Here is a 15,882-nt window from a genome sequence, read left to right as displayed (position 1 = left end):
TAATACTCCTCAAAGCTACATTAAATTGCTATAATTATGGGGAGCGTTATTGATATTTTAAGTATGTCTAACGTTAGTATCCAAATTCTCTCCAAAATTATTGTTTAAATTTGTACAAATCGAATCAAATGAGGCTATTGGTAATCGAAGACGAATCCGATTTGTTACAAAGCATTTTGGAATATTTCAAGCAGGAATATTTCCGTTGCGAGGGAGTCACAACGTTTTATGAAGGGATCGAACGAGTGGAATCTTTCGATTATGATTGTATTATCCTTGATATCAATCTTCCTGATGGAAACGGATTAAAACTATTACAACATATTAGAGAGGATAAAAAGCAAGATGGTGTCATTATCATCTCCGCTCGTGATTCCCTGGATGACAAAATTGATGGGTTATTGTTGGGAGCAGACGACTATGTTACCAAACCTTTTCATTTGTCTGAACTAAATGCCAGGGTAAAAGCTTTGATCCGTAGAAAGTATAATCAAGGTAGCGCGGTACTTGAAGTGGGTAGTTTACAGCTTAATCTTTTAAATAGACAAATTACCTGTCATGGGGAAGAACTTCAGTTTACCAGAAGCGAATTTGATCTACTGGCTTATCTGCTCAATAATGCTAACCGGGTGGTTAGCAGGCAGGCTATAGCAGAGCATTTGTATGGAGACCGCACCGATAATATGCCGTCGTTTGATTTTGTTTACTCTCAAATAAAAAACCTAAAACGTAAATTGAAAGAAAGAGATTGTGATGAGTTGATACAGACAGTTTATGGATTAGGATATAAGATTTCATTATGAGTAGCCCACTTTTACAACGTCATACCAAATCATTGTTGATTTGGCTTCCACTTATCCTAGTTATCAGTTCGGCTATCTTTTATTTTGTGTTGAAAGGACATGCTCACCACGCTGAGGAGAAGTATCTTTTGCTAAAACAACAAAATGTATGGAACAGCTTTATGGCTACATCGGGAAATCTAGAACGACACATAACCGGTGAATATAGTATTGAAGAGAAAAATACATCAAGTGAGGTGGTATTAAATATCCCTAGAGATACCGCCCTATTCTATGAAATGGAAGGAAAGAAACTTCCTTTTAAGGTATTAACAAAAGAATATCAATGGAAGAATGCTTCTTATCTTGTCTCGACCTATATTTCTTCAACGGAGACAGCTCATCTTATTGCCAAGGTATTTTTTTCGGAAGCGATTATCCTTTTGGTTTTATTGATTACGATTGTCCTGGTAAGCCGAAAAAGCTCTGTTAGGCTTTGGCAACCTTTCTTTTCAAGTATAGATGCTGCTGAAAAGTTTGATCTTAACAGGAACAATGAGTTGCGACTTCCTGCGTTAACTGGAACTACTGAATTTGACAGGCTTAATGAATCACTCAATAAACTGGTTGAAAATGTAAATAGAGCCTATCATAATCAAAAGCAGTTTGTTGAAAATGCTTCGCACGAAAGCCAGACACCACTTGCTATTATCCGGGCCAAGCTTGAATTACTTATTAATTATCCAAATATTGATGAGAAGGAAGCGCTATTGCTAGGTGATATAACAAATGCAACAAATCGCTTGAGTGAGATGAACAAGACTTTGTTATTACTTGCCAAAATTGAGAATAATCAATTTCCTGAGACTGAACGTATAAATGTAAATGAGGTTGTTCAGGAAATATCAGGAAACTGTGAAGCATACATAGATGATTGTCCTCGTATGACAAGTACAGTTGTTGACCATATTACGGTTACCGCTAATCGAACATTGATTGAAATCCTTGTTTCAAATATTATCAATAATGCTATCGTACATAATAATGAAAAAAAAGAAATAAGAATTAGTATAGAAGACAGTAAGGTAAAAATAGAAAATACAGGGAATCCTTTGCTCATAGATCCAGAAGCCTTATTTGAACGCTTCCGGAAGAACACTTATCAAAAGAATACTACAGGTTTAGGATTGGCGCTGGTAAAGCAAATCTGTCAATTATATGGTTACACTGTAAAATACAATTATATAAATGGTTGGCATAATGTAGAAATTTGCTTTAGCTGATTGTTTCTCCAAAATCTCTCCAAAATCACATTATAGCTTTGCTACATAATCAAAATTATCAATAGCTGATAAATATTATGTTGCAAAGTATTTTTAAAAAGAAATGTCTGCCCATTTTTATAATGGCGATTTCTGTAACCCAGGCTTCGGCGCAGCAAGATACGTTACTAAGTCTGAACGATGTTATCGTTTTGGGCAATCAGAATTATCATCTTCTCCGAGCCAGAACGTTTGACGCAATAGCGGCAGAAAAGCATGTAGATGTGGTAAAATATAGCAGGTTGCCGACTCTTGATGCTAGTTATCAGGCAGGGATTTCTACGGCTAATAACCTGATAGGTGTTTTTAATCCAAACGGGATATTGCCCATCTCAGGTCCTCCGTCTACCGAGAATAAATTTGAACCGGGCACAGGAAGTGCAGCAGGAATATTGTTGAATTGGCAGGCGGTTACTTTTGGTGAAAGAGATGCCCGTATAAATACCGCTGTCGCTGAGGCTACTGTTCAGAAATCTTTATTACAAAAAGAACAGTTTCAGCACGCTATCAATATCATCAGTAGTTATCTGGATATCCTGTTGGCGAATGCTAATCTGCATATACATCAACAGAATATTAAGCGTGTGGAAGCAAATCTAAAGCAAAGTCGTGTATTGACTAGCAGCGGGATAAAAGCTGGTGTCGATACTGAATTGTTTCAGTCTGAATTATCAAAAGCGAAAGTGGAATACATCAATTCGCATAAACAGTTGGAGATTTTGCAATGGAATCTGGCTCGTTTAATTGTAATCGAGAATCTACCTGTTCCTCGGGATTCTGCTTTTTTGTCGACATTACCTTCAAGTAGAATATTGACGGATAGTAATCTTGATTTACATCCAATTATCAAATATTCGCAAAGCCAATTTGAATTAAGCCAGTCAAAGGAACAGCAGATTAAAAAATCATATCTACCTAAAATAAATGTATGGGGAGCAGGTTTTGCTAGGGGTTCTGGTTTTCTGGCTGATGGCAGTTTACATGCTTGGGAGGGGTTGAACCTTACTCGATATAATTACAGTGTAGGGTTACAACTTACTTTTCCGATTATGAAGTATGGTGAAGCTAAACGGCTATTAGCACATCAATCCTCTTTATCAAAGGGTGCTGAAGAACTTTTGCAGAATGAACGTTCTCAACTCTTCTCTCAGCAACAGATTGCCAATACTACACTTGATCATAGTCTTCAGGTGGTGTCTGAAACCAAGGAGCAGTTAAGGTCTGCACAAGCAGCTTTCCAAGCTATGCAGATTAGGTATAATACTGGTTTGGTTAATTTTTCGGACCTGATACAGGCTCAGTATACCTTATTGAAATCTGAACTTGATGTTAAGCAAGCTTATTGGGATACTTGGAAGGCTCAGTTGCTGGAAGCTGCTGTAAAAGGTGATGTGAATATTTTTTTAAATGAAATGAAATAAGGGATATGATAAAATTAATTCAACTGGCACTTCGCAAGCCTATTGCGATTATGGTGTTGGTCGTTGGGATCGTGATTTTTTCTATACTTTCCATCAAGAAGACACCAGTTGACATCTTTCCAGCGGTAAATGCGCCTACTATTTATGTTGCTCAAACTTATGGCGGATTATCACCTCAGCAAATGGAAGGGTATGTTACTTCTTACTATGAGTATCACTTTCTGTACGTCACGGGAATTAAAGCTGTCGAGAGTAAATCTATTCAGGGATTGAGTTTAATTAAGCTTCAGTTTTATGATGGTACGAATATGGCCAATGCGATGGCGGAGGTTATTTCTTATGTGAATAGATCTCGGTCCTTTATGCCTCCTGGTACATTGCCTCCATTCGTCATGCGGTATGATGCTGGGTCTGTTCCTGTAGGTCAACTGGTATTCAGGAGTGAGACAAAATCGCTCAATGAAATTCAGGATTTGGCTTTATTTAAGGTGCGACCTATGTTTGCGGCTTTACAAGGAGTATCGGCTCCGCCTCCATTTGGGGGAAATCAACGAACAATCGTTATCAAAGCGGATCCGGAAAGAGTAAGAAGTTATAACTTGACACCGGACGAAATAGCCGTTGCAATTGCGAAAAATAATTCTATACTGCCAGCTGGAACAATGCGTACGGCAGATAAAGCTGTAATTACGGCAACCAATAGTGTAGTTGATAATTTTAAAGAGCTTGAAAATGTTGCGGTCAAAAATGTTGATGGTACTTCCGTACTGGTAAGAGATGTGGCTTCTGTGGATAATGGCGCTGACGTAGGAACTGGTTATGCGTTGATCAATGGTAAGCGTTCAGTATATATTCCAGTCACTAAGCGAGCGGATGCTTCTACGTGGGATGTGGTACAAGCTATCAAGAAAGCGCTACCTGATATGCAATCGGCTATCCCTGATGATATAAAGGTATCTTATGAATTTGATCAGTCTGGATATGTTGTAAACTCTTTAAAAAGCTTGCTTGTTGAAGGTGCTCTTGGTGCTTTACTAACGGGACTGATGGTGTTGCTTTTTTTACGGGATCTGCGTAGTGCCATCATTGTGATTGTTACTATTCCTCTGGCGTTGTTAGTGTCGGTTATGTGTCTTTACCTCACGGGACAGACTATTAATATCATGACTTTAGGGGGACTTGCTTTGGCGGTCGGTATATTGGTGGATGAATCGACGGTGACCATTGAAAATATACATCATCATCTTGAATTAGGGAAATCAAAATCGAGAGCAATATGGGATGCTTGTAAAGAAATCGCTACTCCCAAAATATTGATTTTATTGAGCATTTTAGCTGTTTTCGTACCTTCTGTGCTGATGACTGGCGTACCGCGTTCGATGTTTCTTCCACTTTCATTGGCTGTGGGATTTGCGATGATTGCATCTTTCCTATTGTCACAAACGTTGGTTCCTGTGTTATCTAACTGGATGTTAAAAGATACTTATAAACAACATCCGGAGCCACGATTGGATAAACTTAAAGAAAGTCTATCCAAGACAATTCAGAGAACATTTCCAATGCGAAAATTGGCTGTTCCCATTGTTCTTGTGCTTCTACTGCTGGCAGCTTTCGTTGGGTATAGGCAGGCGGGGTCGGAAATCTTCCCTAAGGTGGATGCAGGACAGCTTCAGTTGAGGTTGCGAATGCCTACGGGTACACGGATAGAACGTACGGAGGAAGCAACTAAAAAGACTTTGCAATTATTAGCTGATGAGGCAGGAAAAGATAATGTAGCTATTACTTCGTCATTTGTGGGTTTACAACCACCTACATTTGCGATTAACCCTATCTTTTTATACACGAGTGGTCCTCATGAAGCTGTTATAAAAGTGAATTTGAAAAAGGGTTCTGGTGTGGAAATCGAAGATTTGAAAGAACGATTACGTGGGTCGGTTACAAAAAGTCTACCTGGTGCTCAATTGTCGTTTGAACCTGCTGACTTGGTGGATCAGGTCATGAGTATGGGCGCCAGTAACCCTGTTGAGATTGTGGTTCAGGGAAAAAATCTGACACAGAGTAGAGAATTGGCTGATCGGTTAAAAAAATCTCTTGGCTCTATTTCTTATCTGCGTGATTTGCAGTTGGCGCAGCCATTGGATTACCCGACTATGCATATCAATTATGATCGTATTCGACTAGGTCAAATGGGTCTGACCGTTGATGAGGCGGGAAGGTCTGTCGCAGAAGGTACTTCTTCGAGCCGTTATACGCAGCCGGTGTATTGGTTGGATAAAGCTTCTGGAAATGCTTATCAGGTGCAGGTAGAATACCCGCAGTTTGTAATGAATAATCCGGAACAGGTGAATCAGATACCGGTGGGAAAATCTGGAGATAACACAGTTTATCTAAGAGATGTAGCTGATTGGAAAACAGGGAATACTATAGGTGAATATGATCGGATTAATCAACAGCGGTTTATCACGCTTACGGCTAATATTCACAAAAAAGACCTTGGTAGTGCAGTGAAGGATATCAATGAGGCAATACAGAGATTGGGTGAGCAGCCTCAGGGTGTTAAGGTGTATTTGCGAGGACAATCGGAAATGCTGAATCAAACAACTGGTGAACTGTCTAACGGACTTTTACTGGCGATTGTCGTAATTGGTCTGATGTTGACTGCTTATTTTCAATCTCTACAATTAAGTCTTTCAGTGTTATCTGTGCTTCCTGGTGTGTTGGCAGGTTCTATGCTGCTGCTGTGGCTTACTGGTAATACTATAAACATTCAGTCATTTATGGGTTGTATAATGGCTGTCGGAGTCGCGGTATCTAATTCTATTTTGATTGTAGCAAGTGCTGAAAGTATCCGAAAGAATCAAGAAGATAATAACTTGATTGGTGTGCAGGCGGCACTTAGCCGTTTCCGCCCTATTATTATGACAAGTACAGCAATGATTGCCGGAATGATACCGATGTCTCTTGGTTTGGGTGAAAGCGGACAGCAAACTGCACCTTTGGGCATTGCCGTGATAGGGGGATTGTTATTTAGTACAGTAATTAGTCTTTGGCTGGTTCCATTAGTTTATGAAATGTTAAGAAAAAAGAAGCAAATATCCGTATCTCTTGATCCAAACGATACAAATTCTCTATATTATGACAAGAATATTTAAACATAAATTACCGATAATTAATGCAGTTGCGAGTGTATCACTTCTGCTATTCGTTGCTGCCTGCACTCAAAATGGTCAGGAAAAAAATAGTGATGTTAATGAAAATAAAATTGACTCGGTCAATGTATTTACAATTGAAACCGATACGGTTAAAAAAATACTTGCTCTTCCTGCGGAGCTGCTTCCACTAGAAGATGCCCAAATAAGGGCAAAGGTGCCGGGCTATGTACGTAAAATGCTGGTGGATATTGGTTCTAAGGTTAGCAAAGGACAGGTTTTGGCTTTGATTGAGGCGCCGGAATTAAATACACGTATCCAAGAGCTGAACGATAAAGCTAATGCTTCACGGGCACGTTACTTATCCAGTAAAGATTATTTTGAACGGATTTATTCTGCTTCTCGAACTGACGGTGTGATTGCTACTGGCGAATTGCAGCGTGTGAAAAATCAAATGATGGCCGATAGCCTTGAGTATAAGGCTAATCAGTCATCTGTTGCATCGGCTAAACAAATTGGCAACTATCTTGCTATTGTTGCTCCGTATAGTGGAGTTATTACAAAAAGAAATATTGTAACAGGTTCTTTTGTGGGGTCTCCCAATGATAAGCCGTTATTTGAAATATCAGATAATAGTGTTCTGCGTTTGCAGGTTTCAGTTCCAGAAATATACACGGATGCTGTTTTATCTAATGGTGTTGCTGAAGTGTCTACAAGGTCATTGCCTGATAAGAAATTTGAGGCAAAACTGGTACGGAAAGCAGGACGAATAGATCATGATAGTCGAAGCGAGATTTGGGAATTTGAAATTGGTAATACGGATAATAAATTAAAGCCAGGCAGTTATGCGGATGCAAAATTATCATTTTTAAGACAACAGGAAGGAATTGTAGTTCCGGCATCAGCGGTGGTTACTACCTTGGAGAAAAAGTTTGTAATTAAAGTGTCAAATGGAGTAACGCATTGGATCGATGTTCGCCCTGGATTTAATATGGGAGATAGAACTGAAATTTTTGGTGATGTCCAAAAAGGAGATACTTTGGTGTTAAAAGGATCGGAAGAACTGAAAACAGATACACGGATAATCCCGTTAATTAAAAAATAGTAGTATAAATTTTAAATAAATTAAAGTTATGAAAAAGACAATTAGTATTATTAAGTTGGTCGCATTTTCAACAATTATTACGCTTGCTTGTAGCAATTCTATTTATGCACAGAAGAAGGGGCAAGTTAAAATGATGCATAACGCCTCAGTAAAAAAATTAGATATAGCAAAAATAGAGGCTATTTTGGAAATGAAAGGCGTCGAAAACAATGGAGAGTTTAAAATAACGGTGCCTCAGAATGATTTGGATATAGAGGTTGACGGATTTAAAATCATACCGCCAATGGGTTTGGGTACGTGGATAGCATTTACGCCAAGTACCGATGGTGCAATGATCATGGGTGATATCGTAATTACAGAAACTGATCTGAAACAAGTACAGTTCGAGGTTATAAAGCAGGGACTTACCATTACGGCGATACATAACCATTTCGTTAGAAATCATCCGAACGTCATGTATATGCATATCGGAGGAAGTGGTCCCGCTGAACAGATGGCAATGAAGGCAAAAGCAGTATTGAATAAAGTTAAAGAAATGCGAGGTGCAGATCCATTGAAAGGTACTTTTGCAGGGAGAAAGGTTGAAAACACGATTGACACAAAAAAATTGGACGCTATCTTGGGTATCACAGGAGAGATGAATAATGGCGTTTACAAATATACCATTGGTCGCCCAGATGCGCCCATTACAGAGCATGGAATACCAATCTCAACTTTCTTTGGTTATAATACCTGGATTGCCATTCAAGGAACAGAGGAAAAGGCTGCAATCGCAGGAGATTTTGCTATGCTAGAGGATGAAGTAGCTCCAGTGATTAAGGCGCTTATTGAAAATGGAATTGAAGTGGTTGCTGTTCATAATCACATGGTGCAGGAAAAGCCACACGTATTTTTCTTACACTATTGGGCAATTGGAAATGCGGAGGAACTTATAAAGTCTTTAAAAATTGCGCTGAGCAAAACAGGTAAAGTTGGTGGAATGAAAATGAAACATTGATAGAACAATAGGCTATATATCCGAAATAACTATTACAAATAATTGAGCCTTTCGAAACACCACTTTCGCAAGGCTTTATCTTATTCGAGTTATTTTTTTTTAATAATTCCTTATAGCTCTTTCCTTCGAAACAATGTTTGAAGAGAAGCATGTGATTAGAAATAGTTCTTAATAACTGAATAGGCGACGTTTTTTACATTCAATCTTATCATAATGAATAAAATGTTAATACAGTTATATTTTAGTTGAAATTCAGTTATTTGATTGTCAGAAAATTAAATAAGATGAGAAATGAAGCACACGATTGTTAAAACAAATCATTTATAAAGTATATAAGAAAAATATTAATATCTTAATATAGTTTAATGAATAAATTTTACGAAGAAACACTAAACAAGCTAGAAGACGAAATTAGGGATCTTGAAATTGAAGCTAATTGTCCTATCCAACGTATTGAAGAGGTAATAAAACTTATCGTAAATGCTCTATCTAAAATTAAAGAGTTTGTATTAAAAAATGGATTTAAGAATATTAACGACGAAATTCATTTTTTCAAATATCAAAAACCAGCTATTGTTGCAAAACTTATCTTTCATAATGCTATCTACAAGATAGAAATGAAAAAACCTAATGACACAAAGGCATTAAAAAAATATTTGAATGAAGAATTAAAAAAACTTAAAAAGTATTTTGAAAATAACCTTGAATTTTATAAATACTATAGAACCAATAATTCTTTTATTGACGATAAATTATTTGTTCGTGGTAAACACGATCTAAAACTAAGTTTGGATACAATCTATTTTGAAACCGATCATAGATTTTCTACATCTCACGATTACAAAGCAGCTAAAATTATAGCCAATGATCTGATACAAGTATATCTTGAAGACCAACTTCACAGACCGGTACATAAAAGTAAATCAATAGAGTTACCTAACTTAAATTGGCGAGGAAGTAAAACGGCATTAACTGAATTGATATATGCCTTACATGCTCAAGGTGCATTTGATCATACTGATATTAAAATAATAGCTAAAACATTTGAAAGTATTTTCAATGTTGATTTGGGCGACTTCTACCATACATTTATGGAATTGAAAGCCCGAAAGATAAATAGAACAAAATTCCTTGACAACTTGCGTGATGCATTAATAAAACGGATGGACGAACAGGAAGAAGATTAGAAATTAAAAAGAAAACGGAAACTTACAGATTCCCGTTTTCTTTATTAATCCATTTACATTCACAATATACCTCTTGGTAAATGAACACTTTTCGTTCTGATAATACTTTCTGAAATCTTCTGATTTTCCTTTTTTTCGACTTGTTCAGCAGGTTCTTCAATCTGATTAACAGGCTCAATGGACAATTGTATTTTTCTTTCGACAGCAGCGAGTTCTGTTTTAAGTTCACTTAATCTATTTTCCTTAGACCATGTGCCATTAACCACCTGCTGAAGAACAGGCAGATCTTTTTGAAACTCGTCTATATTTTCCTTTTCTTTCTTGATATAAGAAGGTAATTTTTCCAAAGCTCTTAAAAAATTGATTGCTGCTGTTTCGGGGTCTTTAGCCATTGCACCGTTGTTGTGCGTGTATTTAATGTTTCCCTCGCCCTGTACAAAAAAGCGGTTTACCCGAATATCAATGCCTTCTTTTTGAGAAATTTCGGTTTTTACCAAGAGCTGAAAACCATACAAACTGCCGATTTCTTCATAATCGCCACCTGTACGGACTTTTTCTGCTAGCTGATTGAGCTTAGCACCGATTTGTTTTACATCTGCATTAGCCGATAAGCCCTCTAATTGAATAGGATTGGCAATAGAACCGTCTGGACATTTTTGAACACGCCTTTGCAGATTATTCCAATCTAAGCTCATGCGGTCAAAACGAGATTTGGCTTTGTCCAATTCTGCCGTATAGTCTTCCAATTTATATTTCGCACTGTATTTAGAACGGTTGAACGCCTGCTTTTCGCTTTCCAGTCCGGCAATCTGTTTTTCCAATTTGGCTTTGTCCAACAGATCGGTATTACCCGAAAGGATCGCCACATATTCTGAAAAGTTCATGCCCGATTTTTCGTCCATGCTGCCTTCATCAATTGTTCTTTTACCCAAATTGTTATTCTTTAGTTGGTCGATGAAAAGCTGTTTATTGTAAAGTAAATTGAATTTGTAACTATCCAACGATTTTTCAACAGCATAAATGACTACATCTACTTTGTTATCAGCAAAGAATTTGGCTATTTCATTTCCCTTTCTTATTGCCCGACCATCCCGTTGAGCAAGATCAGACGGTCGCCAAGGCGTGTCCAAATGATGAATGGCAACCGCTCTTTTCTGTGCATTCACACCTGTACCCAACATACTTGTAGAACCGAACAGTACACGGATTTTGCCCTCGTTCATTCCTTTGATAAGTTCCTTGCGTTGCTTATCATTTTTAGCCTCTTGTATAAACCGGACTTCGTGTGCAGGTATGCCGTGGTCTTCCACGAGCTTGCGTTTGATTTCGGAGTACACATTCCATTCGCCCGGCTTGTATGTTCCCAAATCGGAGAAAATGAACTGCGTTCCTTTCTGTGCGTTGTATTGGTTGTAATACTTGGCAATGTTTGCCGCACAATGCGAAGCCTTATTATCGGGGTGGTCATCATACGCACCGCTTACCATCCGCATATCCAAAGACATTTTACGGGCGTAGTCCGTTGCGATAAGCATCTTTGCTTTTTCTTCGCTTTGTGATAAAGGTTCTCTTCCTAATAAGGTAGCATTTCCTGTTTTGGCAAACTCCATTAGCTTTTTGATAAAATCTTCCTGGTCTGGAGTAGGCGGTATGTTATACAATACCTCGTTCTTATTGGGGCGGTCAATGCCGATATCCTTTGCTGTTCGGTAATCTGTAATTTCAGAATAGAATTGTGCCAGTTCGGGTACTTTGATAAAGTAACGAAAACGTTCTTTTGCCACGATGTTATTCGCCACAGAAAACTCATAATCCGTTGTTTTTCTTGCATAAATAGCAGCCCACGCATCAAAAGAGTGAATGCCTTGTTTTTCCAATGCTCTTGGTCGCAGGTACTTAAAAAGTAGGTACAGTTCCGTAAGTGAATTGCTTATGGTCGTTCCCGAAAGGAAAGTTGCTCCCATATCCGCATTGATGCGTTCCTGAATGGTACGGATAGCAAAGAGCAGGTTCAATGCCTTTTGGCTACCGTCCACATTGCCCAATCCCGCAACCCGTGTATGTCTTGTGTTGAACATTAGATTTTTGAACTGGTGACTTTCGTCCACAAACAAATGGTCTATGCCCATCATCTTAAAGTCAACCACATCATCTTTGCGGTTTTCAATATCGTGTTGCAGGGTTTTGAGCTTCACTTCGAGGTTCTCTTTCCGCTTGATTACTCCGGCAAGCATTCCCCTTGTAACTTCCTTGCCTTGCGATTGCAGGGCATCGAGGTTACGCTCTACGCTGTCCAATTCGATTTCGAGTATTTTCTTTTGAATTTCGGGCGACTGCGGTATCATACCAAATTGGTCGTGTGTGAGGATTACACAATCCCAATCGTTGTTTTTAATATCGCCGAATATCCGCAGGCGTTTTTGGGGCGTAAAATCTTCTTTGCCCGGAAACAGGATTTTAGCGTGTGGGTAAGCGGTGCGGTAGGCTTCGGCAATTTCGTGAACGTTGCTTTTCAGACCGATAATCATCGGTTTGTGTGCCAGTCCCAAACGCTTCATTTCCTGTGCTGCCGTACACATAACCAACGTTTTTCCTGCACCTACTTCGTGGTCGCAGATAGCACCGTTGTTCAGCTTTATCATCCAAACCGTGTCCTTTTGGCTTGAATACAGGTCTTCAATGCCCAATGCCTTACGGTCTAAGCCCGGAAAGTCCTGATGCGTTCCGTCATAGTTCGGTCGGACGAAGCAGTTAAAAGTATCGTTGTATTGGTCGGTCAGCCTGCTTTTAAACTCATCATTTTGGGCGTGGAGCCATTCGGTAAAGGCGGTACGGATTTCGTCAATCTTGGTATTCGCCATTTGTATGGCTTCCATATCCCGCACCTTGACCTCTTGGTCGCCAACCATTACTTTTTTGGTAATATCCGGCGTGGTATTAACCAATGCGTGTTTGAGCAGGGCAATCCCGTCAAACGTTCTGCTTTCAGCTTTGACAGCGTATTTTTCCCATATATGCAAATTCTTACGGTCGCACTTTACTGAAAAGTCATCGGAGCTTTCAGAGTAATGAACGAGTACGTCCGTATCAAAAAGATGTGAAGCAAAGCGGGCATAAATGCCAGTGGGTATCCAGCGTTCGCCCAAATTAAAATCGAGTTCCTCAAACTCAATTCGTCTTGGTCGGGCTTCTTCCAAAACGGTAAGGCTTGTTTTGGCTTCAGTATCATTGGGATTGTTTTCAATGTAGTTCAGTACCTCTTGGGCTTTCTCTACTACGTTTCCTGCAATCCAGCGTTCGGATATTTCATATTCCTTTTGCAAAGGATTGTAGTAAATGCGACCGTGTAAGGCTTCTTTCAAAGCATCATCGGTAATACCGCTGATTTCGGACATATAGTCCAAATCCACGCTTCCGTATTTGTTCAGCGAAGCAGCCAACGCTTCATCGGGATTGTCGGTTGCTATGGTTAGCGTTGAAAAACTTACCGGACGGCTGAATATATCCGCTTTGTGTACCACGCCACCAACAACACGCTCCAAATAAGGGATTTCCTTGCCGGAACTATCCGCTTTGATGAGCTTGATATTATCGGCACTGTTAAGGTTTCCGTACCTTTTGACAAAGGCATCGTAAAGGCGGTTAAGGGTTTCCCTTTCTTCCTTGTATTCGGTCTGAAACTTTGCCTCTTTATTGTAAAGGTCTTGGTAAACATCACGTACAGCAATGTACGCTTCGGCTCTTGCTTTCTGTAAGGTCGGTAACTGCAAAGGGTGGAAAACTGCCGTACCGTCTGATGTATCTACATCTTGCAGATGACCGACCCAACCATTATCCACAACAAGACAATCGTTACGGTGGTACGATTGCAGTTCGCCACTATAAGGAGCAGGTTCGGGAATGGTATTGGGAACGGCTGGCTTATCAGCTTGGCCATTCCCGTTTATTTGTGAAAACAGGTCGCCGATAGCTTCCTGTTTTTTGCCATTGGTAGATGGGCTTCCGTTGGCAGTTCTATTGGTAATCGGAGGCGTATAAGGTTGCTGCATCGCACTGCTGAACAGGTCAGGTTGGCGACCTATTGCACCTCTTCTTTTGTTGGTGCTTTGCCTTTTAACTTGTGTCGTTTTTTTGGATGGAGCAGCAACCATTACAGGCTCGTCCACATTTTCAAACAAGTCGAAAATGCTTAGTTGCTTTAATTCCTGCGGACTTTCCCGATTGATTATAGGAACAGATAAAGATTGTATTTCCGGCTGAATGGTTACAGGTTCGATAACCGGAGGTGTAACCGTTGGTGTTGGTGTAACAGGAATTTGTAATGCAGGCTCATCGTTCCGTTCGCCTTTGTATAAATTCAAATTCAGGTGCTTACCAAAATCATCCGTAAGCATTTGTTTGAGGTCTTGGGCAATTCCGTTAACACCGTCTTTATGAGTATAGATGAGTGCAGGTTGTCCGTAAGGGTCGGTATCTAATTTGCGGTCGGTATGCACAATCCTTGTGCTGTCCTGAAAGAGCGCATTGCCCGGAGTGTTGTATTCCGTTTGCCTGCTTTGGCAAAACAGTTCTTCGGCTTCGGTCAAGTTTTGTTTTCCCGTATTCTTTTGCAGGATAATCAAATCACTGCCGACTTCCGTACCTGCATATTCCGTAAACAGGTTGTTGGGTAAGCGGACAGCCGAAACCAAATTATTATCCTGCATCAACGCCCTGCGTATCGGCTCGTTCTTCGGACTATTCAGAATGCCCTGTGAAGTAATGTAAGCCAGCAAACCGCCCTCACGGAGCATATCACCACCTTTCAGAAAGAAGTAATTGTGTATGCTTCGGGCTGCCTGTACTTTTGCACTGTCCCTGCTTCGGGAATAGGAAAGGTCGAAAACGGAAGTATCGCCAAATGGAATATTACTGGCGATTACATCAAAGCTGTTTTGTCCCTTTTCGGGGATTTCCTCAAAACCGCTTATACGGATTATCCTTTCGGGATAAAGCTGTTTTAAAATCTTGCCTGTGAGCAAATCCTTTTCATAAGCAGTAACACTGGCTTTTTTATTTTCTGAAAAGGATTGTATGAAAGACCCGATACCTGCGGAGGGTTCGAGGAATTTATCAATGTTCAGACCGCTTTCACGCAAAGTTGCGGAAATCGCATCTATGACCTGTGGCGGTGTATAAAAAGCCGTCAGTACGGAGCTTTTCATACTGTCCACATACCTGCGGTATTGCTTTTCGTCTTCTGAATTTTCTTTGAGTAGTTGGTGGAGTTCCTGCGTAATCGGGAAAAGGTCGTGTTCTGTTTTTCTCCAATTATTGATGTCTATTTCGTTCGCTATGGGGTTCAACACGAATTTAAGACCGCCAAATCCGCTGTATTGCATCATTAGCAGTCTTTCGCCTACGGTGGCTTGTCGTTTCTCCTTTTCCAGTTTAAAAGCAATTCGCAGGGCATCAATGTTCTGTTGGAGATGTTGCTTTTTACTGAAGCCCATTTTCCTCTATCCATATTGCGATGGTTCCGGTTATTTCGGTATAGAGCAGGTCGTACTCTGTGTTATAAGCGAAATCATCGGTTAGCTGGTAGCCGGAGAAAACAGGCTCACAAACCGCGAACATTTTCAGGGCGAACGGTCGCAGTTCCTCATCTGCCATTATGGTATCAAACTCATTGCATACCACCTGAAAAACGGTGTCGAATTTGGAGAAGTGCAAGCCCTCAAAAAGTATGTAATTGGCTATTTCGTTGCATTGCTCAATAGCGTTTCCCGAACTAAAAGCCCCCTCGTAAGCATTGGCGCCCCACGAAGAACGTTGCTCAATAAATTTTTGGTCATTTGCTTTTTCGGGAAAGCTGGTATTTAATAATTCTTGTAATCGTAACCTGAAATACGATAGGTCTTTTTGCTGTGTATCCATACT

At 39.8% G+C, this 15,882-nt stretch carries 9 protein-coding genes; 7 read left to right on the top strand and 2 right to left on the bottom strand.

The window, feature by feature from the left end:
* Window positions 1–128 precede the first annotated feature (128 nt).
* The 7 genes from A9970_RS08505 (at window position 129) to A9970_RS08475 (ending at window position 9,963) form a co-directional block, all read left to right on the top strand.
* Window positions 129–803, top strand: coding sequence for a response regulator transcription factor (locus A9970_RS08505; RefSeq protein ID WP_048499047.1), 675 nt, complete (start codon window positions 129–131; stop codon window positions 801–803).
* Window positions 800–2,065 carry a HAMP domain-containing sensor histidine kinase gene (locus tag A9970_RS08500; RefSeq protein WP_048499048.1) on the top strand — a complete coding sequence of 422 codons (1,266 nt, stop codon included), beginning with the start codon at window positions 800–802 and terminating at the stop codon, window positions 2,063–2,065. The genes A9970_RS08505 and A9970_RS08500 overlap by 4 nt, the downstream gene beginning before the upstream one ends.
* A gap of 77 nt (window positions 2,066–2,142) precedes the next feature.
* Window positions 2,143–3,525, top strand: a complete 1,383-nt coding sequence (locus tag A9970_RS08495; protein WP_048499049.1) for a TolC family protein — start codon at window positions 2,143–2,145, stop codon at window positions 3,523–3,525.
* Between the two features lie 5 nt (window positions 3,526–3,530).
* Window positions 3,531–6,677, top strand: coding sequence for an efflux RND transporter permease subunit (locus tag A9970_RS08490; protein WP_048499050.1), 3,147 nt, complete (start codon window positions 3,531–3,533; stop codon window positions 6,675–6,677).
* Window positions 6,661–7,779, top strand: coding sequence for an efflux RND transporter periplasmic adaptor subunit (locus A9970_RS08485; protein WP_048499051.1), 1,119 nt, complete (start codon window positions 6,661–6,663; stop codon window positions 7,777–7,779). Before A9970_RS08490 ends, A9970_RS08485 begins: the two co-directional genes overlap by 17 nt.
* Before the next feature lie 28 nt (window positions 7,780–7,807).
* Window positions 7,808–8,776, top strand: a complete 969-nt coding sequence (locus tag A9970_RS08480) for a DUF1259 domain-containing protein (protein ID WP_053215438.1) — start codon at window positions 7,808–7,810, stop codon at window positions 8,774–8,776.
* Between the two features lie 365 nt (window positions 8,777–9,141).
* Window positions 9,142–9,963: an RteC domain-containing protein gene (locus tag A9970_RS08475; RefSeq protein ID WP_048499052.1), complete on the top strand. Its 822-nt coding sequence runs from the start codon at window positions 9,142–9,144 to the stop codon at window positions 9,961–9,963.
* A 59-nt stretch (window positions 9,964–10,022) separates the two neighbouring features.
* Here A9970_RS08475 and A9970_RS08470 read toward each other — a convergent pair whose 3' ends face one another.
* Window positions 10,023–15,455 (bottom strand): N-6 DNA methylase, encoded by a 5,433-nt coding sequence (locus A9970_RS08470; protein WP_182981965.1) that lies wholly within the window; start codon window positions 15,453–15,455, stop codon window positions 10,023–10,025.
* Window positions 15,442–15,879, bottom strand: coding sequence for a DUF1896 domain-containing protein (locus A9970_RS08465; RefSeq protein WP_160813493.1), 438 nt, complete (start codon window positions 15,877–15,879; stop codon window positions 15,442–15,444). The genes A9970_RS08470 and A9970_RS08465 overlap by 14 nt, the downstream gene beginning before the upstream one ends.
* Window positions 15,880–15,882 lie beyond the last annotated feature (3 nt).

This window comes from Sphingobacterium sp. UME9, assembly GCF_014170215.1.
In the GTDB taxonomy this organism is placed as follows: domain Bacteria; phylum Bacteroidota; class Bacteroidia; order Sphingobacteriales; family Sphingobacteriaceae; genus Sphingobacterium; species Sphingobacterium paramultivorum.
The sequence above is the reverse complement of the archived record's forward strand: the minus strand, read 5'-3'. Positions and strand labels throughout refer to the sequence as shown.

Coding starts and splice junctions, on each gene's coding strand:
- A9970_RS08505 (WP_048499047.1), top strand. CDS start 129: ATGAGGCTATTGGTAATCGAAGACGAATCCGATTTGTTACAAAGCATT.
- A9970_RS08500 (WP_048499048.1), top strand. CDS start 800: ATGAGTAGCCCACTTTTACAACGTCATACCAAATCATTGTTGATTTGG.
- A9970_RS08495 (WP_048499049.1), top strand. CDS start 2,143: ATGTTGCAAAGTATTTTTAAAAAGAAATGTCTGCCCATTTTTATAATG.
- A9970_RS08490 (WP_048499050.1), top strand. CDS start 3,531: ATGATAAAATTAATTCAACTGGCACTTCGCAAGCCTATTGCGATTATG.
- A9970_RS08485 (WP_048499051.1), top strand. CDS start 6,661: ATGACAAGAATATTTAAACATAAATTACCGATAATTAATGCAGTTGCG.
- A9970_RS08480 (WP_053215438.1), top strand. CDS start 7,808: ATGAAAAAGACAATTAGTATTATTAAGTTGGTCGCATTTTCAACAATT.
- A9970_RS08475 (WP_048499052.1), top strand. CDS start 9,142: ATGAATAAATTTTACGAAGAAACACTAAACAAGCTAGAAGACGAAATT.
- A9970_RS08470 (WP_182981965.1), bottom strand. CDS start 15,455: ATGGGCTTCAGTAAAAAGCAACATCTCCAACAGAACATTGATGCCCTG.
- A9970_RS08465 (WP_160813493.1), bottom strand. CDS start 15,879: ATGGATACACAGCAAAAAGACCTATCGTATTTCAGGTTACGATTACAA.